Below are 21,575 nucleotides of genomic sequence, written 5' to 3' on the forward strand. Positions count from 1 at the left end.
GCCATGGCCGCCGCTGTCCTGACGCTCGACGCGGTCAACGGCCTCGACCGCGAGGCCTTCGTCGAAGCCTTCGGCGGCATCGCCGAACACACGTCCTGGGTGGCCTCCAGGGCCGCCGCGGCGCGCCCCTTCGCCGACCGGGCCGCGATGGTCGCCGCCTTCCAGCGCGCGATCCTCGGCGCGTCCGAGGCGGAGCAGACCGCGCTCCTCGTCGCTCATCCCGACCTTGCCGGCCGCGCCGCGGTCGCGGGGGACCTGACGCGCGAGTCGGCGAGCGAGCAGGCCGGCGCCGGCCTCGACCGCCTCTCGTCCGACGAGTTCGCGCGGTTCACGACGCTCAACGATGCCTACCGCGCCCGCTTCGGCATCCCCTTCATCTTCGCCGTGCGCGGGGCCACCAAGCACGCCATCCTGGCTGCCTTCGAGGCACGGGTCGGCGGGACGGCGGAGGAGGAGCGGCTCACCGCGCTGGCGCAGGTGCTCCGCATCGTCCGGTTCCGCCTCGAGGACAAGGTGGCGGGGTGATCCCGCCTCGTCCGGCCGAGCCATGACCTCCGCGGCCCGGCAGTGGGCGCCGCTCGCGCGGTTCATCCGGACCGACGAGCGCGTGGCCGTGTGGGCGGCTCGGCGGGGACCCGGTGCCGTCTTCGCCTACGAGTTCGTCCGCTTCGGCCTGAAACAGGCGTGGGCCTGCCTGTTCGGCGGGGCGATGGTGGCCCTGCTCCTCGCCTCGGCGTGGTGGTACCCGAAAGGCGCCGCGCTGGCGCGCTACGACGCCCTGTTCCTTGCGGCGCTGGCGATCCAGGCCGGCATGCTGGCGTTCCGCCTCGAGACGCTGGACGAGGCCAGGGTGATCCTCGTCTTCCACCTCGTCGGAACGGCGATGGAAGTCTTCAAGACGGCCATGGGGTCGTGGATCTACCCGGAGCCGAGCCTGTTCCGCATCGGCGGCGTCCCCCTGTTCACCGGGTTCATGTATGCGGCCGTGGGCAGCTACATCGCGCGGGCGTGGCGGCTGTTCGACTTCCGCTTCACCCGCTATCCGCCCTTTCCGGCGACGATCGTGCTGGCGCTCGCCATCTACGTGAACTTCTTTAGCCACCACTACCTGCCGGACACGCGCCTCGCGCTGTTTGCGGCCTTCGCGGTGCTGTTCGGGCCGACGACGCTCTACTACCGGATCCACCGCACGCCCCGCCGCATGCCCGTCCTGGTCTCGACGCTGCTCGTCGCCCTGTTCATCTGGGTCGCGGAGAACGTCGGGACCTACAGCCGGGCCTGGATCTACCCGAGCCAGAAGGACGGCTGGACGATGGTGTCGCTCGCCAAGCTGGGCTCCTGGTACCTGCTGATGATCATCAGCGTGGTGCTCGTGACGCTCGTCAACCGCCCCATGGCGGCGGATGGCGGACGCCGGCTCTGGCCCTGGGGCGAGCGCGGCCCGGATCGCTAGATCATCTGCCGAAGAACGCCGGGACCGCAGGCATCAAGTGGCGGATCCTCAAGGGAGCAGCGCGATTCACCACCTCTCCGGTGTCACCGCCGCGGCAACACGTTTGCATCTACCGGTGGGTAGCAAGGCGAGGTCACGGGGGAGAGCCTGATCATGGGACGCGATGCCCGGCGTCATCCGAGGACGCGGACACTCCTCTCCGGCCTGTTCGTCTGTCCGAGGGGACTGCTGAGCCCGGTCGCCGTCGTGGACCTGAGCGAGGCCGGGGCCCGCATCCGGCATGCTGGACCGCTCCCGCCCCGTTTCGTCCTCCTCATCCCGACCCGGAGGCTGGCGGTCGAGGTGGCGCTGCGCTGGAGCGATGGCGACGACCATGGCGTCAGCTTCGTCGCAGAGCGCGCGGCCCTGGCCGCGACGGCGGCCGCCCGCCACGCCAGGGACCGCGAGTCGACGCTGTGGGAGAAGCTCATGGCGCAATCCCGCGGCTCCGGCGCAACCAAGGGCTGAGCGGAAGAGACGACAGCCGGAGAATCGGGAGGATCAGCGTCCGCCGGCGACTGCGCGGCCCATCCGGGCCATGTCACCGAGGTCGGCGGAGAGAACGCGGGCGACGCAGGCATAGCCGGTGTCGTTCATGTGGAAGCGGTCCGGCGCGAGGGTCATGGCAAGCTGGTCCTCCCCGCGCTCCGCCCAGGCGCGCATCAGCGCGTAGCGGGAGAACACCGGGACGCCGTTCGCCTCGCCTGCCTCGCCTATGATCCGCACGAAGCGTTCATAGGTGGGCCGGTCCCGGACCGTCGGGAAATCCTGCGGATCCATGAGCACGAGGTCCGCACGCGCGTCCCTCACGAGATGGATGCCGTGCTCCAGCCGCTCGCGGAACGCGGCCTCGTTCTCGCCGCGCACCGCGTCATTGGTGCCGACCTGCCAGATGACGAGGTCGTAGTGCCGGCTCTCGAGCTCGCGCGCCAGCCGTTCCAGCGTCTGCGGTGCGGTCTCGCCTCCAATTCCGGCGTTGATCACGGTCACGGGGCTCCGCGGCCACCGCCGGGCGAGCAGCGCCTGCAGGCGCGCCGGATAGCTGTGGTCGCGATCGGTGGCGCCCGCGCCCTCCGTCGACGATGACCCGATCGCCAGGATGCTCACCGGCCGGCCGCGCTCCAGCGCGGCCGCCACCGCCGGGAGCCGGCTGGCATGGACGAGGACGCGCTTGCCGGGATCGCAGGCGAAGCCTTCCGCCCGCGCGGACGTCGACGCGAGCGCGGCCGCAGTGACGGCCAGCGCGAGCGCCGTGACGCGGAACAACGGGACGAAGCGCATGCGGGCCCTCCGGCAATCCAGCAGACCATCGTGGCGAGCGCCGGCTGAACCGCAAGTGAACGGGAACGCCGACGGCTCCCGAAACAGTGAACGACGCGGCCTTGCCGGCGGTGGCGCCGGCCGCCATGGTGGCACATCCGGAGTTCCGCAGGCACCGCTTGTCCTCGCAGGAGGCCGACCCGTGACAGGACCGACCGTGCCCCGATATGTGAGCATCGATTTCTGGCGCGGCCTCGCGCTGATGACGATCTTCGTCAATCACGTGCCAGGCAATCCGGCCGAGGCCTGGACGCACAAGAACTTCGGCTTTTCCGACGCCGCCGAAGGCTTCGTGCTGCTGGCGGGTGTGTCGGCGGCGCTGGCCTATCTTCCTGGCCTGAGCGCGGCCGGTTATGCCCGCCAGACGGCGCGGATGGTGCTGCGCGCCTGGACCATCTACATGGCGCACCTCGCCGTCATCGCCCTCTGCGGGGCGGCCGTCGCCTACGGCGTGCTTGTGACGGGCGACGTCCGGATTCTCGAGGCGACCCAGTTCGACCAGATCATCGGAGCGCCGCTGGAGGCTGCGATCGGCGTCGCGACGCTGGGCCTGCAGCCTGCGTACCTCAACATCCTGCCGATCTACGTCGTGTTCCTGCTGATGGCGCCGGCCGTGATGTGCCTCGCCGTGATCGATGCGCGGCTCGCGCTGGGGGCATCCGTCGCGCTCTACGTCGCGACGCAGCTGCTCGACCTCGCGCTGCCGAGCTATCCGGGGGAGGGGGCGTGGTACTTCAACCCCCTGGCCTGGCAGCTGCTGTTCTGCGCGGGCCTTTGCGCCGGGGCGGCCGTGGTGCAGGGCCGGACGCTGACGATCCCGCGCTGGCTGTGGTGGAGCGCCGTGGCCTATCTCGTCGTCGCCCTCGCGTGGACGCGGACGGGGTTCTACAACCCGTACGACCTCGCGCCGCTGCCGCGGTTCATGTGGGACTTCGACAAGACGAACCTCAGCCTGCCGCGGCTGCTGCACGTGCTGGCGCTCGCCGTGGTCATCGCAGCCCTGCCGCTCGAGGCGTGGCTGCGTCGCAGCGCCATGATCCAGCCCGTGGCTGCGCTGGGGCGGCACTCCCTGCCCGTGTTCTGCGTTGGAACCGTGATGGCAGTGGCCGCGATGCCGCTTCGCGCGAGCGAGCTCGGGCACCCCGCGCTTGACTTTTTCGTGGTTGGTGGGGGAATCGCGGTCCAGCTCGTGCTGGCTTGGATGCTGGAATGGTATCGGACGGGAGCAAGGCCGACCCCGGCCTCTCGCACGGCGACACAGGACGCGCGGGCTCCGGCCTGATGCGGCCCTTGTCGCTGGTCCTTGCCGGCCTCGTCGCGCTGGCTGCACCGGCGGCGGCAGCGCCCAACTGCCGCGTGCCCGAGGTCTACCTGAAGATGCCGGGGGAACTGCCGCGAACGGTCCGCCTGGTGGACCGCGGCACGCCGCTGCGCATCCTGGTGGTCGGACCGCGCATCGGCGGGCCCTCCCTCTCCGAGCGCAAGCGCAGCCGACTGCTGCACGAACTCGAGCGGCGCCTCCCGGGCACCGACGTGGAACTGATCGACGAGGGTCGTGGCGGCGCCGTGCCGGCCGCGCGCAGCTTCGAGGCCATGCGCGAGGAGATCGCGCGGGTGAAGCCGGACCTCGTGCTCTGGCAGGTGGGAACGCCCGACGCCCTGCAGCACGCCGATCCGGAGGCCCTGGGCCGGACGCTCGTGCAGGCGGCCGAGTGGCTGCGCTCGCACGCCATCGACCTCATCCTGATCGATCCGCCCTTCGTGCCCAATGTCGGGCACGAGACGCTCTATGCGCGCATCGTCGGGAAGATCGAGCAGGTTTCCGCGCAGTCGAACATCAACCTGCTGCGCCGCTACGCCGCGACACAGCACCTCGACCAGCAACGCCGGCGCACGGCGCAATCCGACGCCACGGAGGCTCCGCAGATGTGCCTTCCGGAACTCGTGGCCGAGGCCATCACCCGCGCGGTCACGCGCTAGCGGCAGGCGGCGGGCCGCGCCGCCGCCTCGTCTCATCCGCCGCTCGTCTGATCCGCCGGTGGATCGGCTCAGGCCCGCCGCATCCGCTGGATCGGCCGGCGCGGCCGCATCGCGTCGTGGAACCGGGCCCGGTCGGCCGCCAGGATCAGCGCGTTCGACAGCGCCTCCGCCTGGGCCTGGGTCAGGAGGTAGGACGCGCTGCCCTGGCCGTCCTCGAGGTGGAACGCCACCATCGATGCCCCTTCGGTCCGCGGCACGATCGCCACGTCCGATTTCAGATCGTGCAGCCCCTGCCTGGGAGCCGCATCGTTGTGGTCGACGCCTGCCTCATACGTCATGCACCCACTCCACCCCTACGCTACATCCGCCTTGCAACGCTCGAGCCGGAACTAAAGTTCCTCCACAACCATAAGGCGACAATGAGTCCGTTGTTCAGGACACCCGCCCGCTTTGCACAGTTTTTTCTTGAGAATCTCTTGTCGCCCCACGTGGAGCCAGTCGCGAAACCCCTTCCCGTGCCGAGGTGCGGCGCGGGGCCCCGAGGTCCTCACGGAACCGACTCCACCATGCCGTACTTCCGGTTGCAAGATGGATTGCCTGTAGTGAGTCGCAGGCTCGGGAGACGAGGGGATAGCACGATGAGATGGATCGTCATGGCCGCCGTGGTCGCGGCCCTGCTGCCGGTACCGGCGATGGCCCAGTCGGCGGCAGCGACGTGCAAGGCGACTTCGGCCGAGAAGAAGCTCGCCGGCGCCGCGCAGACGAGCTTCATGAAGAAGTGCCAGAGCGACGCGCAGGCCTCCTGCGACAAGCAGGCGGCCGACAAGAAGCTCGCCGGCGCCGCCAAGACGAGCTTCACCAAGAAGTGCGTCTCCGACGCCGTCGGAACCTGACGCACCACCGGCGGCGCGGCCTCCTGCGGCCGCGCCCGTCCTTCAGCGTGATCAGCCGACGCGGACCGTCTGGCCCGTGCGGGCCGACTCCGTCGCGGCATCCGCGAGGATCTGAGCCCTCAGCCCGTCTTCGCCCGACGGGGCCGGCGACTTGCGGTCGCGCACGGACGCGATGAAGGCATCGAGTTCCGCCCGGTAGGCGGCGGCGTAGCGTTCCAGGAAGAAGTTCTGCACCGGGTCGGCGCGGAAACCGGCGCCGGTGGCGATTTCCACCGTCGTCTCGTGCACGTTGCCGGCCCGCAGCATGCCCTTGGAGCCGTGCACCTCGATCCGCTGGTCGTAGCCGTAGGTGGCCCGGCGGCTGTTGGAAATCTGCGCGATCTTCCCGGACGCCGTCTTGAGCATCACCGCTGCCGTGTCGACGTCGCCCGCCGCGCCGATCGCCGGATCGACCAGCGACGATCCGACCGCGTGCACCTCCACCGGCTCCTCGTCGAGGAGGAAGCGGGCCATGTCGAGGTCGTGGATCATCATGTCGCGGAAGAGCCCGCCCGAGCGCTTCACGTAGTCGACCGGCGGCGGGCCGGGATCGCGCGAGATCACGGTGACGATCTCCACCGCGCCGGCCTCGCCGGCCGCGAGCCGCGCCTTCAGCGCCGCGAAGTTCGGGTCGAAGCGGCGATTGAAGCCGATCATCAGCGGCGTCCCGGCCTTCGCGACGGTGGCGAGGCAGGCGCGGATGCGGTCGGAGGACAGGTCGACCGGCTTCTCGCAGAAAACCGCCTTGCCGGCCTTCGCCGCCGCCTCGATCTGGTCGGCGTGCATGTCGGTCGGCGTGCAGATGACGACGGCGTCGATCTCCGGGCTCGCGATGATCGCGTCGATGGAGGACACCGCCGCTCCGGTCGCCGCGGCAAGCGACTCGGCGGCGGCCGGCACGGCGTCGGCGACGGCCACGAGCCGCGCCGCGGAATGCGCCGCGACGTTGCCGCCATGAATCTTGCCGATCCGCCCCGCGCCCAGAAGCCCCACTCGCAGCATCGCGTCCTCCCCGCGGGTCCGTCGCCCGCCCAATTCCGTTTGTCGCAGCCGCCGGGCTGACGGCCGGTCCGGCCCCCGGGGCATGCTCGCGCCAGTGCTGCGTCTCTCGCAGCCCTGCCGGGAGAATACATGTTCCGAATTGACCTGCGAATGGAGTTTTTGTTTCATCAGCCCTGCGACGCAAGGGTGTCGCGGCACGACGTGAGTCCCGGCGCGACCGGGCAAGGCACCGGCTGAGCCGGTCAGGGGAGGTTCGTCATGGCGGAGACGGCTGGACACCAGGGAGCTCACCAGGGAGCATCCCTGGCGGGGAAGGTCGCCGTCGTCACGGGCGGCACCCAGGGCCTCGGCGAGGCCATCGCCCGCGAACTCGTCTCCCGCGGTCTGTCCGGGCTCGTCGTCACCGGCCGCAACGCGGAGCGCGGACGCCGGGTCGCGGACGATCTCTCCGCGAAGGGCTGCCGCACCCTCTTCGTGGCGGCCGACCTCGCCAGCGTGGAGGAGACGGCCGCCGTCATCCCCGCCGCCGACAAGGCCTTCGGGCGCGTCGACATCCTCGTCAACGCCGCCGGCGATACGGACCGCGGCACGATTTTCGACACGGAGCCGGCGCTCTACGACCGCATCATGGCGGTGAACTGCCGGGCGCCCTTCTTCCTCATCCAGGCCGCCGCGAAGGTGATGGTGCGCGAGAAGATCGAGGGCTCGATCGTCAACATCCAGTCGATGTCGGCCCATGGCGGCCAGCCCTTCATTTCCGCCTACTGCGTCTCGAAAGGCGCGCTGGCGACACTGACGAAGAACGCCGCCTTCTCGCTGATGCCGCACCGCATCCGGGTCAACGGGCTCAACATCGGCTGGATGTCGACGCCGGGCGAGGACGCCGTCATGCGCCGGCACCACGGCGCGCAGGACGGCTGGCTGGAGAAGGCCGCCGCGGAGCAGCCCTTCGGCCGGCTGCTCGACCCGCGCGAGGTGGCCCGGGCCGTGGCCTACCTCTCGTCCTCCGAGTCCGGGCTGATGACCGGGGCCAACATCGACTTCGACCAGCAGGTGCTGGGCGCCTACCAGGACGCGCCGCACCCGCCGAAACCGGCCCGGAAGGCCTGATCCATGGCCGAGCCCGTCCTCGACGTCGTCACCATCGGGCGCTCGTCCGTCGATCTCTACGGCCAGCAAGTCGGCGGGCGGCTGGAGGACATGGCGGCCTTCGTCAAGGCGGTGGGCGGCAGCCCCACCAACATGGCCGTTGGCGTCGCCCGCCTCGGTCTCCGGCCCGGGTTGATCACCCGCGTCGGCGACGAGCACATGGGTCGCTTCATCCGCGAGCAGCTGGATCGGGAGGGCGTCGACACCCGCGGCGTGAAGACGGACCCGAACCGCCTCACGGCCCTTGTCGTGCTGGGCGTGCGCGACGACCGCCAGTTCCCGCTGATCTTCTATCGCACCGACTGCGCCGACGCGGCCCTCGACGAGAGCGACGTCGACGAGACCTACGTCGCCTCGGCCCGGGCCGTCGTCGTCACCGGGACGCACTTCTCGCGGCCCAACACGGCCGCCGCGCAGAAGAAGGCGATGGCGCTCGCCCGCAAGCACGGCCGCCGCGTCGCCTTCGACATCGACTACCGGCCGAACCTCTGGGGCCTCGCCGGTCACGGTGCGGGAGAGGAGCGCTACATCCGCTCCGACACCGTCACGGCCCACCTGCAGGAAATCCTGCCCTCGTGCGACCTGATCGTCGGCACCGAGGAGGAACTGCACATCGCCGGCGGGACCACCGACACGCTCGCCGCGATCCGCGCGGTCCGCGCCCTCAGCAGCGCCACCATCGTGTGCAAGCGCGGGCCGATGGGCTGTGTCGTGTTCCCCGGCCCGATCCCCGACAGCCTCGAGGACGGCATCAAGGGCCCGGGCTTTCCCGTCGAGGTCTACAACGTGCTGGGCGCGGGCGACGGCTTCATGGCCGGTTTCCTGCGCGGCTGGCTGCGCGACGAGCCGATCGCCACCTGCTGCGCCTGGGCGAACGCCTGCGGCGCCTTCGCAGTGTCGCGCCTGATGTGCGCGCCCGAGTATCCTACCTGGGAAGAACTGCAGCTGTTCCTGAAGCAGGGCTCGCCGCTCAGGGCGCTGCGCAAGGACGAGGCGCTGAACCACGTCCACTGGGCCACCACGCGCCGGCCGCAGCCCGACCGGCTGGTCGCGCTCGCCATCGACCACCGCTCCCAGATGGAGGAGATGGCCGACGCCGCAGGGGCCCCGCACGAGCGGATCGCCGCCTTCAAGCGGCTCGCGGTGGACGCGGCAGCCCGCGTCGCCGGCGGTCGCGAGGGCTTCGGCATGCTGATCGACGGCACGCACGGTCGCGAGGCGCTCTTTCGGGCTGCCGACCACCCGTTCTGGATCGGCCGGCCGGTCGAGAGGCCGGGGTCCCGTCCGCTCGACTTCGACGGCATGGACTCGCTTGGCGCCCACCTCGCCGAATGGCCGGTCCTGCACACGGTGAAGGTGCTCTGCTTCTACCACCCGGACGATCCTGCGGACCTCCGGGCCCGGCAGGACCGGGAGTTGCGCCGCGTCTTCGACGCGTGCCGCACGGTGGGCCGGGAGCTCCTCGTCGAGATCATCGCTTCGAAGAACGGACCCGTGGACGACGCCACCGCCGCCCGCGCGGTGGAGGCGGTCTACGCGGCCGATGTGAAGCCCGATTGGTGGAAGCTCGAGCCGCAGGCTTCGGCCGCGGCCTGGGACCGGATCGCCGCCGTGATCGATCGCGAGGACCCGCACTGCCGCGGCATCGTCATGCTCGGCCTCGACGCGCCGCACGAGACACTGGCGGAGGCGTTCCGCATCGCGGCAGGCTGCCGGCGCGTGAAGGGTTTCGCCGTCGGGCGCACGATCTTCGCCGACGCCGCGCGGGCCTGGCTCGCCGGCCGCATCGACGACGCGGCCGCCGTGGACGACATGGCGACGCGCTTCGCCGCGCTCGGCCGGGCCTGGGACGACGCGCTGGCGGCGGCGGGCCGATGACGCCGTCACCGGACCGCTGGCCCACAGCGTCCCGGCATGCGATGAGCCTGAACGGCCGCTGCCCCCGTCGGCGCGCGCCACGCAGCTAGGAGAAGTCGATGGCCACCGTTCGTCTCACCATGGCGCAGGCCCTCGTCCGGGCGCTCGCCGCGCAGGACACGCTGATCGACGGGACGTCGGTGCCGCTCTTCGCCGGGTGCTGGGCGATCTTCGGCCACGGCAACGTCGCCGGCCTCGGCGAGGCGCTCTACGCCGCGCGCGACGTCCTGCCCACCTTCCGCTCGCACAACGAGCAGGCCATGGCCCACGCTGCCGTCGCCTTCGCCAAGGCGAGCCGCCGCCGCCGCATGATGGCCGTCACCACCTCCATCGGCCCCGGCGCGACCAACATGATCACCGCCGCCGCGATGGCGCACGTGAACCGCCTGCCGGTGCTGTTCCTGCCCGGCGACGTCTTCGCCAGCCGGCGCCCCGACCCGGTGCTGCAGCAGGTGGAGAGCTTCGCCGACGGCACCGTCTCGGCCAACGACTGCTTCCGCCCGGTGTCGCGCTACTTCGACCGCATCACCCGTCCCGAGCAGCTGATCCCTGCCTTCGCCCGGGCCATGCAGGTGCTGACCGACCCGGCTGAGTGCGGGCCGGTGACGCTGGCGCTCTGCCAGGACGTCCAGACCGAGGCCTTCGACTGGCCGGAGAGTTTCTTCGAGCCGCGCCTGTGGACGCCGCGCCGGCCGCGCCCTGACGACAGGGAGCTCGCCGAGGCCGCAGCCGCCCTCAAGGCCGCGACTCGGCCCGTGATCGTCGCCGGCGGCGGCGTGCTCTACTCCGAGGCGGAGTCCCGGCTGCGGGTGTTCGCCGAGGCCCACGGCATCCCCGTCATGGAGACGCAGGCCGGGAAGTCGAGCCTCGTCGACCACCATCCCCTCAATATGGGCGCCGTCGGCGTCACCGGCACCGCGGCCGCCAACGCGCTCGCGGCGGAGGCGGACGTGGTACTCGCGGTCGGCACCCGGCTCGCGGACTTCACCACGGGATCGTGGGCGCTGTTCCAGGGCGAGGGGCGCAGGATCGTCGGCCTCAACACCCAGCTCTTCGACGCCGGCAAGCACCGGGCCCTGCCGCTCCTCGCCGACGCGCGAGTCGGGCTCGAGGAACTCGACCAGGCGCTGGGCAGCTGGAAGGCGCCGGCCGCCTGGACGGCCCGGGCGCAGGAGGAGAAGGCCGGGTGGGCGCCGGTCGCCGCCCGCTATACGGCGCCGACCAACGCCGAGCTTCCCTCCGACGCGCAGGTCATCGGCGCGGTGCAGCGGCAGGCCCGCGAGACGGACGTCGTCGTCTGCGCCGCCGGCGGCCTTCCCGGTGAGCTCCACAAGCTCTGGCAGGCGGGCGCGCCCGGCGGCTACCATCTCGAATACGGCTACTCGACGATGGGCTACGAGATCGCCGGCGGCCTCGGCGTGAAGATGGCGGACCCCTCCCGCGACGTCTTCGTCATGGTCGGCGACGGGTCCTACCTGATGATGAACTCCGAGATCGCCACCTCGGTCATGCTGGGGCTCAAGCTCACCATCGTCGTGCTCGACAACCGTGGCTTCGGCTGCATCAACCGCCTGCAGCGCGCCACTGGCGGCGAGAGCTTCAACAACCTGCTCCAGCACGCCCGCCACGAGGTGCTGCCCGAGATCGACTTCACCGCGCATGCCGCCGCCATGGGCGCCACGGCGGAGAAGGTCGCCGGGATCGCGGAGCTGGAGGCCGCCCTGCAGCGCGCCCGCGCCAGCGACCGTACCACCGTCCTCGTCATCGACACCGACCCGCTGAAGTCGACCGACGCCGGCGGCCACTGGTGGGACGTCGCGGTGCCGGAGGTGTCGCAGCGCGGCGAGGTGCTGGAGGCCCGCCGCCGCTACGAGGCCGCGCTCGCCCGCCAGCGCGTCGGCGACTGAGCCGGCTGCCGCCCGCTTTCGAACACGAAGGAGCCCACCATGCCCATCCGCATCGGCGCCAACCCCATCGGCTGGTCCAACGACGACCTGCTCGAGATCGGCGGCGACACGCCGCTGGAGACCTGCCTCGCGGAGGCGAAGGAGGCCGGCTTCGTCGGCATGGAGCTCGGCAACAAGTTCCCGCGCGAGCCGAACGCGCTGAAGGCGGCGCTCGCCCCCTACGGCATGGCCTGCATCGGCGGCTGGTACTCCTGCGAGCTGCTGGTGCGCTCGGCGGAGGAGGAGATCAAGGCGCTCCGGAAGCACCTCGACCTCCTCAAGGCCGTGGGCTCGAACGTGTTCATCATCGCCGAGACGTCGAACGCCATCCACGGCGACCGCGCGATGCCGCTCTCGAAGCGTCCGCACCTCAAGGGCGCCGAGTGGGCGGAGTTCGGCCGTCGGATGACGCAGGTCGCCGACGCAACGCTCGCGGAGGGCGTCCGGGTCGTCTACCACCACCACATGGGCACGGTGGTGCAGAGCGAGGCGGACATCGACGCGTTCATGGCGGCGACGGGCCCCGCCGTGCACCTGCTGCTCGACACCGGCCACGCGACCTGGGGCGGGGCCGACCCGGCAGCCCTGGCGAAGCGCTATCGCGAGCGCATCAGTCACGTGCACTGCAAGGACGTCCGCCCGGCGATCAAGGCGAAGGCCGAGGCCGGCGACTGGAGCTTCCTCGACTCGATCCTCGGCAAGGGCGACGAACTGGGCGTCTACACCGTCCCGGGCGACGGCTGCGTCGACTACGAGGCCGTCTTCCGCGCGCTGCCGGGCTATTCGGGCTGGGTCGTCGTCGAGGCCGAGCAGGACCCGAAGAAGGCCCCGGCGCTGCCCTACGCGAAGAAGGGCGTCGCCCATCTGCGCAAGACGCTCGCCGCCGCGGGGCTCGCCTGACCATGCCCCGCCTCCTCGTCCACCCATCCGGCACGGCCGGCCGCATCCACCACGTCACGCCGCAGAGCGCCGGGTGGCGCTATGTCGGCTTCGACGTCCACGTCCTCGCCCCGGGCGAGACGGCGACCGGCGGGACGCCCGGCACCGAGGTCTGCCTCGTGCTCGTGTCGGGCACCGCGGAGATCGAGGCCGCCGGGCAGTCCTTCGGCGCGGTCGGCGACCGGACGAGCCCGTTCGAGGGTTCGCCTGCCTCCGTCTACGTGCCCGCCGGCGCTGCCTGGAGCGCAACGGCCCGGACGCCGGTGGAACTCGCCGTCTGCTCGGCTCCGGCGCAGGGGCGGCTGCCGGCGCGGCTCATCCCGCCGTCCGAGGTGGGTCAGGAGACCCGCGGCAAGGGCACCAACACGCGCTACGTGCGCAACATCCTGCCCGACACGTCGCCCCACGCGGAGAGCCTGCTCGTCGTCGAGGTCATCACCCCCGGCGGGCACTGGTCGAGCTACCCGCCCCACAAGCACGACGTCGACGACCCGCCCCGCGAGACCTATCTCGAGGAGACCTACTACCACCGCCTCGCGCGCGGCTCGGGCTTCGGCGTGCAGCGCGTGTACACGGACGACCGCTCGCTCGACGAGACGATGGCCTTCGGCGACCGCGACGTGGTGCTGGTGCCCAAAGGCTACCATCCCGTCGGCGCGCCGCACGGCTTCGACCTCTACTACCTGAACGTCATGGCAGGCCCGGTGCGCTCGTGGAAGTTCACGATGGCGCCCGACCACGCCTGGCTCACCTTCGCCTGAGGAGAGGCCGATGGGCGCCGAGGCAGCGCTGCGAGAGGAGATCTGCCGCATCGGCGCGAGCCTGCACGCGCGCGGCTATACGGTCGGCAGCGCCGGCAACATCTCGGCACGCCTTCCGGACGGCTGGCTGATCACGCCGACCGATGCCTGCCTCGGATCGCTGGATCCCGCGCGCCTCGCCAAGGTCGGGCCCGGCGGGGAGCAGGTCTCGGGAGACCGGGCCTCGAAGACCATCCGCCTGCACCGCGCGATCTACGAGGCCGACCCGGCAGTGGGCGGCGTCGTCCATACCCATTCGACGCACCTCGTCGCGCTGTCGCTCACGCCCGGCGTCGATCCCGCCAACATCCTGCCGCCGCTCACCGCCTACCACGTGATGAAGGCGGGACGGATCCCGCTGATCCCTTACCGGCGCCCGGGCGACCCGGCGGTCGCCGACCTCGTGCGCCCGCACGTGAAGGCCTGCCGCGGCGTCATGTTGTCGCGCATCGGCCCGACCTTCTGGCACGAGAGCGTCTCCGCCGCCGCATATGCGCTGGAGGAGGCCGAGGAAACCGCGAAGCTCTTCTTCCTCACGCGCGGCGCCTGCCTGCCGCCGCTGGGCAAGGCCGAGATCGCCGAACTGCGCGACACCTTCGGCGCGCGGTGGTAGGGGAGGGGCAGGTCCCCCGAGCATCGGCCGTGAGCCTGGGCGAGGGGGCAGGGGAGGGGTAAGCCCATGCTGCTCGGCGTCATCGCGGACGATCTCACCGGCGCCACCGACGTCGCGCTGATGCTCTCGCGGGAGGGCATGCGCGTCGTGCAGACGGTCGGCGTGCCGGCCTCCGCCGCAGCACTGCCGCAGGCCGACGCCGTCGTGGTGTCGCTGAAGTCGCGCACCAACCCGGCCGCCGAGGCGGTGGCGTGGTCGCTCGCCTCCTGCGAGGCGCTGCTGGAGGCAGGCGCCCGCCAGATCCTGTTCAAGTACTGCTCGACCTTCGATTCGACCGACGCCGGCAACATCGGCCCCGTCGCGGAGGCGCTGATGGCCCGGCTCAAGGCGCCGTACACGATCGCCTGCCCGGCCTTCCCGGCCAACGGCCGCTCCGTCTACCAGGGCCACCTCTTCGTCGGCCGCGAACTGCTCTCCGACAGCCCGATGAAGGATCATCCGCTGACGCCGATGCGCGACGCGAACCTCGTGCGTGTGCTCGCCCGCCAGACGCGCCTTCCGGTCGGGCTCGTGCCGGTGCAGACGGTGGAGCAGGGCCCTGCCGCCACCCGCGCCGCCTTCGAGGCGCTGGCCAAGGACGGGCCGGCCATCGGCGTCGGCGACGCCATCGCCGACCGCCACCTGCGGGTCCTCGGCGAAGCGTTCGACGGCCAGCCCTTGCTCACGGGCGGCTCCGGCATCGCGCTCGGCCTGCCGGAGAACTTCCGCCGCGCGGGCCTTCTGGCGCCGGCCGCCGGGCCGCGGCCCTTCGCCGCGCCGGCCGGCCACACGGCCGTCCTCGCCGGCAGCTGCTCGGCCGCCACGCGGGCACAGGTGAAGGATGCGGTCGACCGCGGCGTCCCCGCCTTTCCGCTCGATCCGGTCGCCATCGCCGAGAAGCGCATGGGCGCCGCCGATGTGCTCGGCTGGGCCAAGCCGCGCCTCGGGCGGACGCCGGTCCTCGTCTATTCCACCGCCGCCCCCGAGGCGGTGCGCGCCATCCAGGAGCGCTTCGGCCGCGAGGAGGCCGGTGCGATGATCGAGCGGCTGCTCGGCGAGGTCGCGGTCGGGCTGGCGCAGGCCGGCGTCACCCGCCTCGTCGTCGCCGGCGGCGAGACCTCGGGTGCCGTCGTGGGCGCGCTCGGCGTGTCCATGCTGGAGATCGGCCCGGAGATCGACCCCGGTGTGCCGTGGACGCTGGCCGCCGATGGCCGTCCGCTGGCGCTCGCCCTCAAGTCCGGCAACTTCGGCACCGTGGACTTCTTCACCAAGTCGCTCGCGATGCTGGATTGAGCTCACCGAACCTCGTGCCGCTCTGCCCTTCTCCCCGTCCGCGGGGAGAAGGTGGCCCGAAGGGCCGATGAGGGGAAACCGACCACCGACCCCTCATCCGCCTCGGCTGCGCTCCGGCACCTTATCCCCGCCAGCGGGGAGAAGGCGCCCCAAAGGGGCGGATGAGGGGCCTGTGCGCAGCGCCACCCATTGACTCGACGCAGGCGACCGCGTTCCCTCCTCGTCCAAACGCGCGCGGACGGCGCGCGGGGGCAGGCACGTGCGGTACTCGGTCTTCTCGCTTCTCTCCCAGGCGCTCAAGGGCAACACGGGGTGGCGGCCCGCCTGGCGCGAGCCGGAGCCGAAGGCCGAATACGACGTCGTCATCGTCGGCGGCGGCGGCCATGGCCTCGCCACCGCCTACTATCTCGCCCGCAACCACGGCCTCACCAACGTCGCCGTCGTCGAGAAGGGCTATCTCGGCTCGGGCAATGTCGGGCGCAACACCACGATCGTGCGGTCCAACTACCTGCTGCCCGGCAACACGCCCTTCTACGAGTGGTCGCTGAAGCTCTGGGAGGGGCTGGAGCAGGACATCAACTACAACGCGATGGTGAGCCAGCGCGGCGTCCTCAACCTCTACCACTCCGACAGCCAGCGCGACGCCTACGCCCGTCGCGGCAACGCGATGATGCTGTGCGGCGTCGATGCCGAGCTGCTCGACCAGGACGGCGTGCGACGCCTCGCGCCCTACCTCGACTTCGACAACGCCCGCTTCCCCATCCAGGGCGGCCTGCTGCAGAAGCGCGGCGGCACCGTGCGCCACGACGCCGTGGCGTGGGGCTACGCCCGCGCCGCCGACCAGCGCGGCGTCGACCTCATTCAGAACTGCGAGGTCACCGGCATCCGCGTCGAGAACGGCCGGGCCGTTGGCGTCGAGACGACCCGCGGCATCATCCGGGCGAAGAAGATCGGCCTGGCGTGCGCCGGCAACACCTCCCGCGTCGCTGCCATGGCGGGGCTGCGCCTGCCGCTGGAGAGCCACGTGCTGCAGGCCTTCGTGTCCGAGGGCGTGAAGCCGATGATCGACCAGGTCATCACGTTCGGCGCCGGCCATTTCTACATCAGCCAGTCCGACAAGGGCGGCCTCGTCTTCGGCGGCGACATCGACGGCTACAACTCTTACGCGCAGCGCGGCAACCTCCCGACGATCGAGGACGTGATGGAGGAGGGCTTCGCGCTGATGCCCTCCATCGGCCGTCTGCGTGTGCTGCGCCACTGGGGCGGCATCATGGACATGTCGATGGACGGATCTCCCATCATCGACCGCACGCCGGTCGAGGGGCTCTACCTCAACTGCGGCTGGTGCTACGGCGGCTTCAAGGCGACGCCGGCCTCCGGCTGGTGCTTCGCCCACACCATCGCCCGCGACGCGCCGCACGAGTTCAACGCCGCCTACCGCCTCGACCGCTTCGCCACCGGCCGCCTCATCGACGAGAAGGGAACGGGCGCGACGCCCAACAAGCACTGATGCGCGTCCAGTTCCGCCCGCCCCTCATCCGTCCCTTCGGGGCACCTTCTCCCCGTGCACGGGGAGAAGGTGGCGCGCAGCGCCGGATGAGGGGCCTTCCACCCTTTCCCTCGCGGCGGCAGGCCTGACATGCGCATCCGATGCCCCCACTGCGGCGAACGCGGGAACGAGGAGTTCGCCTATCTCGGCGACGCCACCGTGCGCCGGCCCGACCACCTGCCGGACGCCAGAGCGGGCGGGGAGGGGTTCGACGCCTGGTACGACTACGTCTACCTGCGCGACAACCCGGCGGGAGAGCACCGGGAGTTGTGGCACCATGTCCACGGCTGCCGCGCCTGGCTGGTCGTGACGCGCGACATCCGCACCCACGCCATCGCGGCGGTGGAGGACGCGCGCGCCGTTGCCCTCGCCCGGAAGGGAGGCGCGTGATGGCGGGTCGTTCCGACACACACCGCCGGCCTGACGGCGGGCTCGTCGACCGGTCGCGGCCCTTGTCCTTCACCTTCGACGGGCAGTCCTACACGGGCCTCGCCGGCGATACGCTGGCCTCGGCGCTGATCGCCAACGGCGTCAGGCTCGTCGGCCGGTCCTTCAAGTACCATCGGCCGCGCGGCATCCTGTCGGCGGGGGTGGAGGAGCCGAACGCCCTCGTCGAACTGCGCCAGGGCGCGCGGCGCGAGCCGAACACGCGCGCGACGGGCGTCGAGCTCTACGACGGCCTCGTCGCCGCGAGCCAGAACCGCTGGCCGTCGCTGCGGTTCGACGCCATGGCCGTCAACCAGCTGCTCGCCCCCGTCTTCGGTGCCGGCTTTTACTACAAGACCTTCATGTGGCCTGCGCCCTTCTGGGAGAAGGTCTACGAGCCCCTGATCCGCCGCGCCGCCGGCCTCGGCCGCGCCGCCGACCAGCACGACCCCGACCGCTACGAAAAGGCGACGCTGCACTGCGACGTGCTCGTCATCGGCGCCGGTCCGGCCGGCCTGATGGCCGCGCTGGCGGCGGGGCGGTCCGGCGCGCGTGTCGTCTTGGCCGAGGATGACACGCTCGTCGGCGGGCGGCTCAACGCCGAGACCACCGCCGTCGACGGCGAGCCCGCGGCGGCGTTCGCCGCACGCATGGCGGCGGAACTCGCCGCGATGCCCGAGGTGACGCTGCTGACGCGCACCACGGTCTTCGGCGTCTACGACCACGGCGCCTACGGCGCGGTGGAGCGCCTCGCCGACCATCGGCCGACGCCGCCCGAGCACGGCGCGCGCCAGAAGCTCTGGCGGATCGTCGCCAGGCGGGCCGTGCTCTGCGCGGGCGCCATCGAGCGCCCGCTCGTCTTCGGCGACAACGACCGGCCCGGCGTCATGCTCGCGGGCGCGGTCCGGACCTACGTCAACCGCTTTGCCGCCCTGCCGGGCCACCGCGCCGTCGTCGTCGCCAACAACGACGACGCGGCCCGCACTGTCGCGGACCTCACGGCGGCCGGGGTCAGCGTGCAGGCGCTCGTCGACAGCCGTCCGGAGGTGTCGGAGCCGGTCCGGGCTGCGGCCAATGCCGCGGGCGCCTGGCTCCTGACGGGGTCAGTGCCCCTGCAGGCGCATGGCCGCGCCGGCGTGCAGGGCCTCGAGATCGAGGGCCCCCGCGGGGCCCGCCTGAGCCTCGACTGCGACCTCGTCGCCATGTCCGGGGGCTGGTCTCCCGCCGTGCATCTCACCTCGCACCTCGGCGGCAAGCCGGTGTGGGACGACGCGAAGCTCGCCTTCCTGCCCGGCGCGCTGCCGCCCGGCATGGCCGTCGCCGGTTCGGCTGCGGGGGCGTTCTCGCTCGATGAATGCCTGACGACGGGCACCTGGGCCGGGATCGAGGCCGCCCGGGCCGCGGGCTTCGAGCCGCCGGCCGTCGAGGTGCCGCGCGCCGAACGCGACAGCGCCGCCGTCGCGCCGCTGTGGCGGTCGCCGAAGGCGGGCGGCAAGGCCTTCGTCGACTTCCAGAACGACGTCACGACCTCGGACATCGAGCTCTCCGAGCGCGAGGCCTTCCGCTCGGTCGAGCACATGAAGCGCTACACGACTCTCGGCATGGCGACCGACCAGGGCAAGACGTCCAACGTCAACGCCATGGCGCTGATGGCCGAGCTGACCGGAAAGCCGCTGGGCGCGACCGGCACCACCACGTTCCGCCCGCCCTATGCGCCGGTCGCCATCGGCGCGCTGGCGGGTCATCACCGGGGCAAGGCGTTCCGCCCGACGCGGCTGACGGCCGCGCACGGCTGGGCTCAGGAGCAGGGAGCCGTCTTCATCGAGACGGGGGTGTGGCTGCGCGCCGGCTGGTTCCCGAAGCCGGGCGAGGACTGGCTCGCCGCCTGCACCCGCGAGGTCAAGGCTACGCGCTCCGCCGTGGGCATCTGCGACGTCTCCACCCTCGGCAAGATCGACATCCAGGGGCCGGACGCGGCGAAATTCCTCGACCGCGTATACGTCAATACCATGTCCACCGTTCCGGTCGGCAAGTGCCGCTACGGGCTGATGCTGCGCGAGGACGGCTTCGTCTTCGACGACGGCACGATCGCCCGCCTCGGCGAGAACCACTACCTGATGACCACCACCACGGCGAAGGCTGGCGAGGTGATGGCCCATCTGGAGTTGTGCCTCCAGTGGCTCTGGCCCGACCTCGACGTGCAGGCGGGGTCGGTGACGGAGCAGTGGACCCAGTTCGCCGTCGCCGGCCCGAACTCGCGCGCGCTGCTCCAGCGTGTCCTGGAGCCCGGGCAGGATCTCTCGAACGAGGCCTTCCCCTACCTCGCCTGCGCGCCGGTGATGCTGCGTGGAGGCGTGCCGGGGCGGCTCTTCCGCCTGTCGTTCTCCGGCGAACTGGCCTACGAGCTCGGCGTGCCCGCCAGTTGCGGCGACGCGCTGCCGCGCGCGCTGATGGAAGCGGGCGCGGACCTCGGCGTGACGCCATACGGCCTCGAGGCGATGAGCGTGATGCGCATCGAAAAGGGCCACGTCGCCGGCGGCGAGCTCAACGGCCAGACCACGGCCGCCGACCTCGGGCTCGGCAAGATGGTGTCGCAGAAGAAGGACTGCATCGGCAGGGTCATGGCCACGCGCCCGGCGCTGGTCGATCCGGACCGCGAGACGCTGGTCGGCTTCAAGGTGCTGGATCCGGTGCAGCGCGTCGGCGCAGGCTCGCATTTCCTCGATATCGGCAAGGAGCCGACGCTCGCCAATGACCTCGGGCACGTCACGGCCACGGCGTTCTCACCCTTTGAGAACGGCTGGATCGGCCTCGGCCTGATGCGGCGCGGTCCGCAGCGGATCGGTGAGAAAGTCCGTTGCTGGGACGGGGTGCGGGGGCGCGACGTGGTGGTCGAGCTGCGGCACCCGTGCTTCTTCGATCCGCAGGGGGAGCGGCTGCGTGGCTGACGTGACGATGACCCGCCGCTCCGCCTTCGCGGGACTGGCCCTTCCGGGCCGCCTCGGCGCCGCCGACGGCGCTCCGGGCCTGACGGTGAAGGAGATTTCGGGCCTCGCGCTCGCCAGCGTCATCGCGCGGCGCGGGCAGGAGGGGGCGCTCGGCGCGGCCCTGTCGGCCGCCTTCGGGCTCTCGCTTCCGCCCGGAGGGAAGCGGATCGAAGGTGCCGCGGGAACCGCGGGGGAGGGGCTCTCGCTCGTCTTCGCCGGTCCGGGACAGTGGCTGGCCGTGGCGGAACGGTCCCTCCTCGCCCCCCTCTGCGGCGGGGACAGTCTCTCTCCGGCCGCTGGAGCCCGTTTCGCGGACACTCTCCGGCAGGCCGTCGGACAGTCCGCGTCCGTCATCGACCAGTCGGATGGGCGCGGCGTGCTGCGCCTCTCCGGTCCCCGCGCCCGGGATGTCCTGGCTAAGGGCACCGGGATCGACCTGCACCCACGCGCATTCGCTCCCGGCGACGCCGCCATGACGTGGTGCGCGCATGTTGACGTCACGCTCTGGCAGCGCGACGCGGAGCCCACCTACGACCTCGTGATCCCGCGCGGCTTCGCCGGCAGCTTCTGGCATTGGCTGGAGGAGAGTTCCGCGGAATACGGTGTCGCCGTCATTTCCGGGGAGTGAGTCGGCGGCACGGGGCCGTCGCCTCCGTCCCACATGTTGAGAAGGGCACCGCCATGTCGCTGTCGATGTACGACGTCTCCGTCCCGGTCTTCACCCGCACCCTGAAGGCGCTGGACGCCATCCTCGCCAAGACGGCGGCCCATGCCGAGGCGCGCAAGATCGATCCGGCGGTGTTCCTGCAGGCGCGCCTCGCGCCGGACATGTTCCCGCTGGCGCGGCAGGTGCAGCTGGCGAGCGACTTCGCCAAGGGTGGCGCCGCCCGCCTCGCGGGAGTCGAGGTGCCGAAGTACGCCGACGAGGAGAAGACCTTTGCCGAGCTCTCGGCGCGCATCCGCAAGACGCTCGACTTCATCGGCGGGCTCGACAAGGCGGCCTTCGCCGGGGCGGAGACGCGCGAGGTGTCGATGCAGATCCGCGGCGAGACGCGCACCTTCGTCGGGCAGCCCTACCTGCTGCACAACGTCATCCCGAACTTCTTCTTCCACGTGACGACCGCCTACGCGATCCTGCGTCACAACGGGGTCGAACTCGGCAAGATGGACTTCATCGGCTGAGGCAGCCGG

Annotated in this window: 21 protein-coding genes; 18 read left to right on the top strand and 3 right to left on the bottom strand. The window is 71.5% G+C overall.

Going from position 1 to position 21,575, the window contains the following annotated elements; genetic code table 11:
* The first annotated feature begins 3 nt into the window (after nt 1-3).
* The 3 genes from uraD to ACX9GQ_RS12835 all read left to right on the top strand — a co-directional run bounded on the left by uraD (nt 4) and on the right by ACX9GQ_RS12835 (nt 1,960).
* Nucleotides 4-525, top strand: coding sequence for a 2-oxo-4-hydroxy-4-carboxy-5-ureidoimidazoline decarboxylase (gene uraD, locus ACX9GQ_RS12825; RefSeq protein ID WP_459629941.1), 522 nt, complete (start codon nt 4-6; stop codon nt 523-525).
* A gap of 22 nt (nt 526-547) precedes the next feature.
* Complete coding sequence (locus ACX9GQ_RS12830; protein ID WP_459629942.1) at nt 548-1,453, top strand: DUF817 domain-containing protein; 906 nt, start codon at nt 548-550, stop codon at nt 1,451-1,453.
* 153 nt (nt 1,454-1,606) lie between these two features.
* Complete coding sequence (locus ACX9GQ_RS12835; RefSeq protein WP_459629943.1) at nt 1,607-1,960, top strand: PilZ domain-containing protein; 354 nt, start codon at nt 1,607-1,609, stop codon at nt 1,958-1,960.
* A 33-nt stretch (nt 1,961-1,993) separates the two neighbouring features.
* On the opposite strand, the gene ACX9GQ_RS12840 is transcribed toward ACX9GQ_RS12835, so the two are convergent.
* The gene (locus tag ACX9GQ_RS12840) at nt 1,994-2,773 is read right to left on the bottom strand and encodes an SGNH/GDSL hydrolase family protein (RefSeq protein WP_459629944.1); all 780 of its coding nucleotides are present in this window, start codon (nt 2,771-2,773) and stop codon (nt 1,994-1,996) included.
* Between the two features lie 181 nt (nt 2,774-2,954).
* Here ACX9GQ_RS12840 and ACX9GQ_RS12845 point away from each other — a divergent pair, with 181 nt between their 5' ends.
* On the top strand, nt 2,955-4,094 hold the full coding sequence (locus ACX9GQ_RS12845; protein WP_459629945.1) for an OpgC family protein: 1,140 nt from the start codon (nt 2,955-2,957) through the stop codon (nt 4,092-4,094).
* Nucleotides 4,095-4,102: 8 nt separating this feature from the next.
* Entirely contained in the window at nt 4,103-4,792 is a 690-nt protein-coding gene (locus ACX9GQ_RS12850) for a hypothetical protein (protein ID WP_459629946.1), read from the top strand.
* 68 nt (nt 4,793-4,860) lie between these two features.
* Here ACX9GQ_RS12850 and ACX9GQ_RS12855 read toward each other — a convergent pair whose 3' ends face one another.
* Nucleotides 4,861-5,130, bottom strand: a complete 270-nt coding sequence (locus tag ACX9GQ_RS12855; RefSeq protein WP_459629947.1) for a hypothetical protein — start codon at nt 5,128-5,130, stop codon at nt 4,861-4,863.
* Nucleotides 5,131-5,430: 300 nt separating this feature from the next.
* Here ACX9GQ_RS12855 and ACX9GQ_RS12860 point away from each other — a divergent pair, with 300 nt between their 5' ends.
* Nucleotides 5,431-5,685 carry a hypothetical protein gene (locus ACX9GQ_RS12860; RefSeq protein WP_459629948.1) on the top strand — a complete coding sequence of 85 codons (255 nt, stop codon included), beginning with the start codon at nt 5,431-5,433 and terminating at the stop codon, nt 5,683-5,685.
* Between the two features lie 51 nt (nt 5,686-5,736).
* Here ACX9GQ_RS12860 and iolG read toward each other — a convergent pair whose 3' ends face one another.
* On the bottom strand, nt 5,737-6,726 hold the full coding sequence (iolG, locus tag ACX9GQ_RS12865; RefSeq protein ID WP_459629949.1) for an inositol 2-dehydrogenase: 990 nt from the start codon (nt 6,724-6,726) through the stop codon (nt 5,737-5,739).
* A gap of 258 nt (nt 6,727-6,984) precedes the next feature.
* Between iolG and ACX9GQ_RS12870 the strand changes: the two genes are divergently transcribed.
* The 12 genes from ACX9GQ_RS12870 to ACX9GQ_RS12925 all read left to right on the top strand — a co-directional run bounded on the left by ACX9GQ_RS12870 (nt 6,985) and on the right by ACX9GQ_RS12925 (nt 21,566).
* Nucleotides 6,985-7,836: an SDR family oxidoreductase gene (locus ACX9GQ_RS12870; RefSeq protein ID WP_459629950.1), complete on the top strand. Its 852-nt coding sequence runs from the start codon at nt 6,985-6,987 to the stop codon at nt 7,834-7,836.
* Between the two features lie 3 nt (nt 7,837-7,839).
* Complete coding sequence (locus ACX9GQ_RS12875) at nt 7,840-9,753, top strand: bifunctional 5-dehydro-2-deoxygluconokinase/5-dehydro-2-deoxyphosphogluconate aldolase (RefSeq protein WP_459629951.1); 1,914 nt, start codon at nt 7,840-7,842, stop codon at nt 9,751-9,753.
* Nucleotides 9,754-9,851: 98 nt separating this feature from the next.
* Nucleotides 9,852-11,699 carry a 3D-(3,5/4)-trihydroxycyclohexane-1,2-dione acylhydrolase (decyclizing) gene (gene iolD, locus ACX9GQ_RS12880; protein WP_459629952.1) on the top strand — a complete coding sequence of 616 codons (1,848 nt, stop codon included), beginning with the start codon at nt 9,852-9,854 and terminating at the stop codon, nt 11,697-11,699.
* A gap of 39 nt (nt 11,700-11,738) precedes the next feature.
* Entirely contained in the window at nt 11,739-12,638 is a 900-nt protein-coding gene (gene iolE, locus ACX9GQ_RS12885) for a myo-inosose-2 dehydratase (protein ID WP_459629953.1), read from the top strand.
* 2 nt (nt 12,639-12,640) lie between these two features.
* Nucleotides 12,641-13,438: a 5-deoxy-glucuronate isomerase gene (iolB, locus tag ACX9GQ_RS12890; protein WP_459629954.1), complete on the top strand. Its 798-nt coding sequence runs from the start codon at nt 12,641-12,643 to the stop codon at nt 13,436-13,438.
* A gap of 10 nt (nt 13,439-13,448) precedes the next feature.
* Nucleotides 13,449-14,090, top strand: a complete 642-nt coding sequence (gene otnC, locus ACX9GQ_RS12895; RefSeq protein ID WP_459629955.1) for a 3-oxo-tetronate 4-phosphate decarboxylase — start codon at nt 13,449-13,451, stop codon at nt 14,088-14,090.
* A 66-nt stretch (nt 14,091-14,156) separates the two neighbouring features.
* Complete coding sequence (otnK, locus tag ACX9GQ_RS12900) at nt 14,157-15,422, top strand: 3-oxo-tetronate kinase (RefSeq protein ID WP_459629956.1); 1,266 nt, start codon at nt 14,157-14,159, stop codon at nt 15,420-15,422.
* Nucleotides 15,423-15,681: 259 nt separating this feature from the next.
* A complete protein-coding gene (locus ACX9GQ_RS12905) occupies nt 15,682-16,932 on the top strand; it encodes a sarcosine oxidase subunit beta family protein (RefSeq protein WP_459629957.1) in 1,251 nt (416 codons plus the stop codon).
* Between the two features lie 129 nt (nt 16,933-17,061).
* A complete protein-coding gene (locus ACX9GQ_RS12910; protein ID WP_459629958.1) occupies nt 17,062-17,361 on the top strand; it encodes a sarcosine oxidase subunit delta in 300 nt (99 codons plus the stop codon).
* On the top strand, nt 17,361-20,345 hold the full coding sequence (locus ACX9GQ_RS12915) for a sarcosine oxidase subunit alpha family protein (RefSeq protein WP_459629959.1): 2,985 nt from the start codon (nt 17,361-17,363) through the stop codon (nt 20,343-20,345). Before ACX9GQ_RS12910 ends, ACX9GQ_RS12915 begins: the two co-directional genes overlap by 1 nt.
* Nucleotides 20,338-21,012: a sarcosine oxidase subunit gamma gene (locus ACX9GQ_RS12920; protein WP_459629960.1), complete on the top strand. Its 675-nt coding sequence runs from the start codon at nt 20,338-20,340 to the stop codon at nt 21,010-21,012. The genes ACX9GQ_RS12915 and ACX9GQ_RS12920 overlap by 8 nt, the downstream gene beginning before the upstream one ends.
* A 53-nt stretch (nt 21,013-21,065) precedes the next feature.
* Nucleotides 21,066-21,566 carry a DUF1993 domain-containing protein gene (locus ACX9GQ_RS12925; protein ID WP_459629961.1) on the top strand — a complete coding sequence of 167 codons (501 nt, stop codon included), beginning with the start codon at nt 21,066-21,068 and terminating at the stop codon, nt 21,564-21,566.
* Nucleotides 21,567-21,575 lie beyond the last annotated feature (9 nt).

This window comes from Alsobacter sp. R-9 (assembly GCF_054612375.1).

What these genes read in the sequence shown, in the direction of transcription:
- ACX9GQ_RS12830 (WP_459629942.1), top strand. Translation starts at nt 548, where the DNA reads ATGACCTCCGCGGCCCGGCAGTGGGCGCCGCTCGCGCGGTTCATCCGG.
- ACX9GQ_RS12855 (WP_459629947.1), bottom strand. Translation starts at nt 5,130, where the DNA reads ATGACGTATGAGGCAGGCGTCGACCACAACGATGCGGCTCCCAGGCAG.
- ACX9GQ_RS12840 (WP_459629944.1), bottom strand. Translation starts at nt 2,773, where the DNA reads ATGCGCTTCGTCCCGTTGTTCCGCGTCACGGCGCTCGCGCTGGCCGTC.
- uraD (WP_459629941.1), top strand. Translation starts at nt 4, where the DNA reads ATGGCCGCCGCTGTCCTGACGCTCGACGCGGTCAACGGCCTCGACCGC.
- iolE (WP_459629953.1), top strand. Translation starts at nt 11,739, where the DNA reads ATGCCCATCCGCATCGGCGCCAACCCCATCGGCTGGTCCAACGACGAC.
- ACX9GQ_RS12925 (WP_459629961.1), top strand. Translation starts at nt 21,066, where the DNA reads ATGTCGCTGTCGATGTACGACGTCTCCGTCCCGGTCTTCACCCGCACC.
- iolG (WP_459629949.1), bottom strand. Translation starts at nt 6,726, where the DNA reads ATGCTGCGAGTGGGGCTTCTGGGCGCGGGGCGGATCGGCAAGATTCAT.
- ACX9GQ_RS12835 (WP_459629943.1), top strand. Translation starts at nt 1,607, where the DNA reads ATGGGACGCGATGCCCGGCGTCATCCGAGGACGCGGACACTCCTCTCC.
- ACX9GQ_RS12910 (WP_459629958.1), top strand. Translation starts at nt 17,062, where the DNA reads ATGCGCATCCGATGCCCCCACTGCGGCGAACGCGGGAACGAGGAGTTC.
- ACX9GQ_RS12870 (WP_459629950.1), top strand. Translation starts at nt 6,985, where the DNA reads ATGGCGGAGACGGCTGGACACCAGGGAGCTCACCAGGGAGCATCCCTG.
- iolD (WP_459629952.1), top strand. Translation starts at nt 9,852, where the DNA reads ATGGCCACCGTTCGTCTCACCATGGCGCAGGCCCTCGTCCGGGCGCTC.
- iolB (WP_459629954.1), top strand. Translation starts at nt 12,641, where the DNA reads ATGCCCCGCCTCCTCGTCCACCCATCCGGCACGGCCGGCCGCATCCAC.
- ACX9GQ_RS12860 (WP_459629948.1), top strand. Translation starts at nt 5,431, where the DNA reads ATGAGATGGATCGTCATGGCCGCCGTGGTCGCGGCCCTGCTGCCGGTA.
- otnC (WP_459629955.1), top strand. Translation starts at nt 13,449, where the DNA reads ATGGGCGCCGAGGCAGCGCTGCGAGAGGAGATCTGCCGCATCGGCGCG.
- ACX9GQ_RS12915 (WP_459629959.1), top strand. Translation starts at nt 17,361, where the DNA reads ATGGCGGGTCGTTCCGACACACACCGCCGGCCTGACGGCGGGCTCGTC.
- ACX9GQ_RS12875 (WP_459629951.1), top strand. Translation starts at nt 7,840, where the DNA reads ATGGCCGAGCCCGTCCTCGACGTCGTCACCATCGGGCGCTCGTCCGTC.
- otnK (WP_459629956.1), top strand. Translation starts at nt 14,157, where the DNA reads ATGCTGCTCGGCGTCATCGCGGACGATCTCACCGGCGCCACCGACGTC.